7 protein-coding genes and 1 pseudogene are annotated in these 5,212 nt (G+C 68.7%); 5 read left to right on the top strand and 3 right to left on the bottom strand.

Translation table 11 applies throughout. The features are described from left to right. A pseudogene (locus SCI24_RS20730) lies at positions 1–379 on the top strand (DNA alkylation response protein); the annotation flags it as partial. Here the strand turns inward: SCI24_RS20730 and SCI24_RS20725 are convergent. From SCI24_RS20725 to rnk, 3 genes are all read right to left on the bottom strand, one after another. Then, positions 319–1,551: an EAL domain-containing response regulator gene (locus SCI24_RS20725; protein WP_318727175.1), complete on the bottom strand. Its 1,233-nt coding sequence runs from the start codon at positions 1,549–1,551 to the stop codon at positions 319–321. The pseudogene SCI24_RS20730 and the gene SCI24_RS20725 overlap by 61 nt on opposite strands. 93 nt (positions 1,552–1,644) lie before the next feature. Further along, complete coding sequence (locus SCI24_RS20720; protein WP_106232315.1) at positions 1,645–2,262, bottom strand: LysE family translocator; 618 nt, start codon at positions 2,260–2,262, stop codon at positions 1,645–1,647. A gap of 32 nt (positions 2,263–2,294) precedes the next feature. Next, positions 2,295–2,708 carry a nucleoside diphosphate kinase regulator gene (rnk, locus tag SCI24_RS20715; RefSeq protein ID WP_318727174.1) on the bottom strand — a complete coding sequence of 138 codons (414 nt, stop codon included), beginning with the start codon at positions 2,706–2,708 and terminating at the stop codon, positions 2,295–2,297. A 199-nt stretch (positions 2,709–2,907) separates the two neighbouring features. On the opposite strand from rnk, the gene SCI24_RS20710 reads away from it, so the two are divergent. The 4 genes from SCI24_RS20710 to SCI24_RS20695 are packed head-to-tail and all read left to right on the top strand — an operon-like array spanning position 2,908 to position 4,512. Beyond that, on the top strand, positions 2,908–3,063 hold the full coding sequence (locus tag SCI24_RS20710; protein WP_318727173.1) for a hypothetical protein: 156 nt from the start codon (positions 2,908–2,910) through the stop codon (positions 3,061–3,063). Then, a complete protein-coding gene (locus tag SCI24_RS20705; RefSeq protein WP_318727172.1) occupies positions 3,053–3,667 on the top strand; it encodes an exopolysaccharide biosynthesis protein in 615 nt (204 codons plus the stop codon). Before SCI24_RS20710 ends, SCI24_RS20705 begins: the two co-directional genes overlap by 11 nt. Before the next feature lie 33 nt (positions 3,668–3,700). Beyond that, positions 3,701–4,393, top strand: a complete 693-nt coding sequence (locus SCI24_RS20700; protein WP_318727171.1) for a DUF1206 domain-containing protein — start codon at positions 3,701–3,703, stop codon at positions 4,391–4,393. Between the two features lie 2 nt (positions 4,394–4,395). Further along, the gene (locus tag SCI24_RS20695; RefSeq protein WP_318727170.1) at positions 4,396–4,512 is read left to right on the top strand and encodes a DUF1206 domain-containing protein; all 117 of its coding nucleotides are present in this window, start codon (positions 4,396–4,398) and stop codon (positions 4,510–4,512) included. Positions 4,513–5,212 lie beyond the last annotated feature (700 nt).

Below are 5,212 nucleotides of genomic sequence, written 5' to 3'. Positions count from 1 at the left end.
GGTCAACTCGATCTGGGAGGGGTCGGGCAACGTGATCTGCCTGGACCTGCTGCGGGTGCTGGGCCGCCACCCGGAAGCGCTGGCGGCGCTGGAGGCCGAGTTCGCCGCGGTGCGCGGCCAGCAGGCCGAGCTCGACCGCGCCCTTGCCCGGCTGAATACCGAACTGTCCGCCCCGCCCGCCTCGCTGGAGCCGCGCGCCCGCTGGCTGGCCCAGCGGCTGGCCCAGTGCCTGCAGGCCGCCCTGCTGCTGCGCCACGCCCCCTCGGAGGTGGCCGAGACCTTCTGCCGCTCGCGGCTGGGTGACGAGGCCGGACCGGCCTACGGGGTGCTGCCCGCAGATGCGCCGCTGGCCGCCCTGCTGGCACGCATCGGCGACTGAGCGCCGGCCAGCGCCAGGATCTCCTTGGCAGGCATGGGCCGGGCCAGGCCGAAGCCCTGCACATGGGTGCAGCCGTAGCGCTCCAGGTGGCCCAGGCAGGCGAGGTCCTCGACCCCCTCGGCCACCACCCGGATGCCCAGCCGGCGCCCCAGCAGGGCCACCGCCTCGACGATGGCGGCATCCTGGGCATCCTCGAGCAGGCGGCTGACGAAGCTGCGATCGACCTTGAGCTCGCTGATCGGCAGCAGCTGCAGCCGGGCCAGCGACGAGAAGCCCACCCCGAAGTCATCCACCGAGACCTCCAGCCCCCCCAGGTGCAGCCGGGCCGCGACCTCGCTGCCGAGCAGCTCGTCCTCCATGGCGGCGGTCTCGGTGATCTCCAGCACCACGGGGGCATCGCCCGCCCAACAGCGGGCCTCGCTGACCAGGGAGAGCAGCTCCGGGCACATCAGGTCATCGGCGGTGACGTTGACCGACAGCGACAGGGAGAGGCCGGCCCGGCGCCAGCCGGCGGCATCCTCCAGCGCCAGTTGCAGCACGCGGCGGGTCAGGTGACGGTTCTGGTCGGGCGTCAGCAGCGGCAGGAAGCGGCCGGGCACCAGCAGGCCCGCCTCGGGGTGGGCCCAGCGCACCAGCGCCTCGACGCCGCTCAGACGGCCACTGGCCAGCTCGAACTGGGGCTGGTAGTGGAGGGTGATCTCCTGGCGGGCGAAGGCCCGGTCCAGCTCCTCGATGCGACAGGGGGGCGTGGCGGCGGGGACATCACCCGGGGGATGGGCCCTTCCCAGGGCCTCGAGGCGCTCGCGCAGTTCCATGAGCCGCATGGGCTTGTCGAGCGAGGCCAGCATCTGCAGCCCAAGGGCCTGGCCAAGCCGCTCGGCGATGCGCACGATCTTGCGCTCGACCCCGCTGAGCAGCAGCACCCGGCCACGGTAGCCGCACTCGGCGAGCCGGCGCAGCATGGAGATGCCATCCTGCTGGCCGAACTCCAGGGCCATGATGACGAGCTGGGGGCGCCGCGCCATGACCTCGCCGATCAGATGCTGGCCGTGCCGGCAGTAGCGGGACTCCATGCCCAGGGTGCGCAGCTGCAGCGACAGGGTGGCGGCGGCATCGGGGTCCTCCTCGAGCACCACCGCCAACCGCTGGGCCTGCATCGTCAGATCATTCATCCAGGGGCTTCCCACCAGGGCACTAAGCTTCAGCGTATCAGCAAAACGCCTGGGTCATCGGGACAGGAGCATGACGCACATCAACGCAATCGCTCAGGCGATGGGCCCGGCCACCACCCGCAGCGCCAGCGCCAGCAGCAGCACGCCGGTGATGCGGTTGAGCCAGTGGGCCCGTGCCTGCAGCCAGGGCAGCACCCGCGAGTGGGACAGGCCCACCGCCACCAGCACGTACCAGCCGCCGTCGATGACCATCGCCGTGAGCACCACCAGCGCCTTGGCCGCGAGGCTCATGTCGGGGGTCACGAACTGGCTGAGCAGGGCGATGAAGAAGAGGATCAGCTTGGGGTTGCCCAGCGCCACCAGCACGCCCTCACGGGCCGCCTGGCGACCGCTGGTGGCCATGGCCTCGGCATCCAGGGCGCCGGCCCGCCCGGCGCGCAGGGCCTTGATCCCCAGCCACGCCAGGTAGGCCGCCCCGCCCCAGGTGATCGCCTGGAACAACAGCGGGAAGCGCACGATCAGCGCCCCCAGGCCCCATACCGTGAGCAGCGCATAGAAGCCCACGCCAAGGGCATGGGCGAGGCCCGCCGCGACCCCGGGCAGGCGCCCGCCGCCCAGGGTATGGCGCAGCACCAGGGCCAGGCTGGGGCCGGGCGACATGGCGCCCATGGCGCAGACCGCGGCCAGCGAGAGCCAGAGCGAGAAGGGCATGCAGGGACCTCCAGTTGTCGGGGTGGATGGGCTCAGCGGTGGAACTGGCCTTCCCGCTCGGGCTGCCAGAGGATGGCATCGATGCGCAGCTGCACCTCGCGACCGCCCGGCAGGGGCCAGTCGATGGTATCGCCGATGCGCAGGCCGAGCAGGGCCGCCCCCACGGGCGCCATCACCGAGATGCCGTCCTCGGTGGTGGCCAGCGCATGGGGATAGACCAGGGTGCGGATGATCTGCCGATTGCGATCGAGGTCGGTGAATTGCACCTGGCTGCACATGCTGACCACATCCTCGGGAATCTCCTCGGGGTCGACCACCTCGCCGCGCACCAGCTCCTCTTCCAGGGAGCGGGCCACCGCCAGGTCCTTGTCGTCGGCCTCGTCGATGAGCCGCTGCAGCCGCTCGGCATCGAGCCGATTGATGATGATGGGGGGACGCGTCGCCATGAGACCTCCTGGGCACCGTCAACGCTGATTGCACGTTTTCCGGGGTAACCAACGAAAACAGCCCTCCACCCGAGGACGGGCGAAGGACTGTGTTGCCACTACCTTACGCCATCCCGGGGCAAGGCGACAGTCCCGCGGGGCTGCAGAGCCCTCGCTCGCGACGCTACACTGTCGACACACCTCGACAGAGACGCTGCCCATGACGGTCCGGACCCTCGCCATCGCCCTGCTGATCCTCGGCGCCATCCTGCCCATCGTCGGCTGGTGGGCCTCCAGCCCCGTCGCCTTCGTGGGGCCGGCGCTGCTGCTGCTCGGCGTCCTGCTGCTCTGGACCGGGAGGCGGCATGGCCGGTGAGACCTGCGACGCTAGCGAGCAGGCGCCCCCGGCCGACCTGGCCAGCCTGCTGGAGAGGGTCCAGCAGGCCGGCCGGCGCCGGGAGAGCGTGAGCCTCGACGCCATCCTCGACAGCGTGGGCCGGCGCTCCTTCGCCCCCTTCCTGCTGGTCGCCGGGCTGGTCACCCTGGCGCCGCTGATCGGCGACATTCCCGGGGTACCGACCCTGATGGCCATCCTGGTGGTGCTCTCCTCCGTCCAGCTGCTGGTCGGCCGGGACCACATCTGGCTGCCGGCCTGGCTGCTGGAACGCCGGGTCTCGCGGGCGCGCTTCACCAAGGCCACCCGCTGGATGGAGCGCCCGGCCCGCTGGGTAGACCGGTTGCTCAAGCAGCGGCTCGTGTGGCTTACACGGCCTCCAGCCCACCTCGCCGTGGCGCTGACCTGCCTGCTGATCGCCCTGGCCATGCCCCCCATGGAGGTGGTGCCCTTCACCGCCAACGGGGCGGGCCTGGCCCTCACGCTCTTCGCCCTGGCACTGCTCGCCAACGACGGCCTGATGGCCCTGCTGGGCTACGCCCTGACCGGCGGCACCCTGGCGCTGGTGATCCTCAACCTGGCCTGAACGGCGACAGGTCCCCCTACCCCAGGAGCCGCCATGCCACGCCCCGAGACACGCCTCAAGCACGGCCTCGCCCTGGCGGCACGCGCCGGCTACGTCGCCAAGGGCATCGTCTACCTGCTGATCGGCGGCCTCGCCACCCTGGCGGCGGCCGGGTTGGGCGGGGAGAACGTCGGTTCCAAGGAGGCGATCAACCAGCTGGTCGCCCGCCCCTTCGGCGACGTCATGCTGGGTCTGCTCGGCGCCGGGCTCTTCGCCTATGCCCTGTGGCGCCTGCTTCAGGCCCTGCTGGATACCGAGGACGTGGGGCTGGGTCTCAAGGGCGTCGGGACCCGGCTGGGCTTCCTCGTCAGCAGCCTCACCCACGGCAGCCTGGGAGTCTACTGCTTCGACCTGCTGCGCAACGTGGCGATGTCTTCGGGGGAAGCCACCGCCCAGGATCGCACCGCCCTGCTGATGAGCCACCGGGGCGGCGTGATCCTGGTCTTCGCGGTCGGCCTGGTGTTCCTGGGCGTCGGCCTGCGCCAGCTGTGGCGGGCCATCACCCGCTCCTACCTCAAGAACTGGCACCACCACGAGATGGCCACGGCCCAGCGTCGCTTCTTCGAGGGCATCACCCGCTGGGGCCTCTCGGCCCGCGGGGTGGTCTTCGTGATCATCGGGCTCTTCCTCTGCCTGGCGGCATGGCGGACCGACCCCAGCGAGGCCCGGGGCTCGGCGGCGCGCTGAACGTGCTCGCACGGCAGCCCTTCGGCCCCTGGCTGCTGGGCGTGGTGGCCCTCGGCCTGTTCGGCTACGGCCTCTACTGCCTGATCAATGCCGGCTTCCGCGACACCAGCGTCGATTGAGCAGGCGTCTCGGGCCATTGCGAAAAGCGTGGTCAGTGCGCTGTCGACACCTCGTCTCCCTCCCCCCCCCATTCCATGTTACAAAATGTATGCTATGTTCAATTAGAACGCATACGAACTGGGGTCAGGGATGATTCAGCCTATTGTGCTGGCAGCGCTGCTGCTTTTTCCATTTTCGTCCGAAGCTCAGGTCTACCGTTGCGACATAGATGGTACCCCCTCCTTCCAGGACCACCCATGTGGTTCCTCCACAACCAGGTTCCAAGGTGGTGGCCTCACGACCTACCAGGCCCCTGATGCTCACAAGCGTCCACCTCCTCCAGTGACCAGGTCAAAACCTCAGCCTCGTTCCCAGGCATCGGGATCTAACGAAGCTCCTTATCTGGATCGCATCAACAGGCGAAACAACATCACCAAGGCTCGTGCACGAGGTCGTCTGGCGGTCGGCATGTCCGAGACTGACACCATTTCTATTCTTGGCTACCCCGACAATTACAAATCACAAAGATTTAAAAGAGATGAGTGCAAGCAATTTCGATGGTATAATCCTAGATTTTCCAAGGGTCATCATTATGCTCTAATCTGCGATGGAGAAGTAGTAAAGCACAGTGCCCAATAAGTGACTAGGCAGATATTTTCAGGCACAATGCCAGCAGGATCTCAGCTTAGGACGGCAGCATGGCAAGGCGCTTCATCTCTC

The sequence above is a fragment of the Halomonas sp. genome (assembly GCF_033549285.1).
Lineage (GTDB): Bacteria > Pseudomonadota > Gammaproteobacteria > Pseudomonadales > Halomonadaceae > Halomonas.
This window is presented reverse-complemented; position numbering and strand designations above follow the sequence as displayed.

What these genes read in the sequence shown, in the direction of transcription:
- SCI24_RS20710 (WP_318727173.1), top strand. Translation starts at nt 2,908, where the DNA reads ATGACGGTCCGGACCCTCGCCATCGCCCTGCTGATCCTCGGCGCCATC.
- SCI24_RS20720 (WP_106232315.1), bottom strand. Translation starts at nt 2,262, where the DNA reads ATGCCCTTCTCGCTCTGGCTCTCGCTGGCCGCGGTCTGCGCCATGGGC.
- SCI24_RS20725 (WP_318727175.1), bottom strand. Translation starts at nt 1,551, where the DNA reads ATGAATGATCTGACGATGCAGGCCCAGCGGTTGGCGGTGGTGCTCGAG.
- SCI24_RS20700 (WP_318727171.1), top strand. Translation starts at nt 3,701, where the DNA reads ATGCCACGCCCCGAGACACGCCTCAAGCACGGCCTCGCCCTGGCGGCA.
- rnk (WP_318727174.1), bottom strand. Translation starts at nt 2,708, where the DNA reads ATGGCGACGCGTCCCCCCATCATCATCAATCGGCTCGATGCCGAGCGG.
- SCI24_RS20705 (WP_318727172.1), top strand. Translation starts at nt 3,053, where the DNA reads ATGGCCGGTGAGACCTGCGACGCTAGCGAGCAGGCGCCCCCGGCCGAC.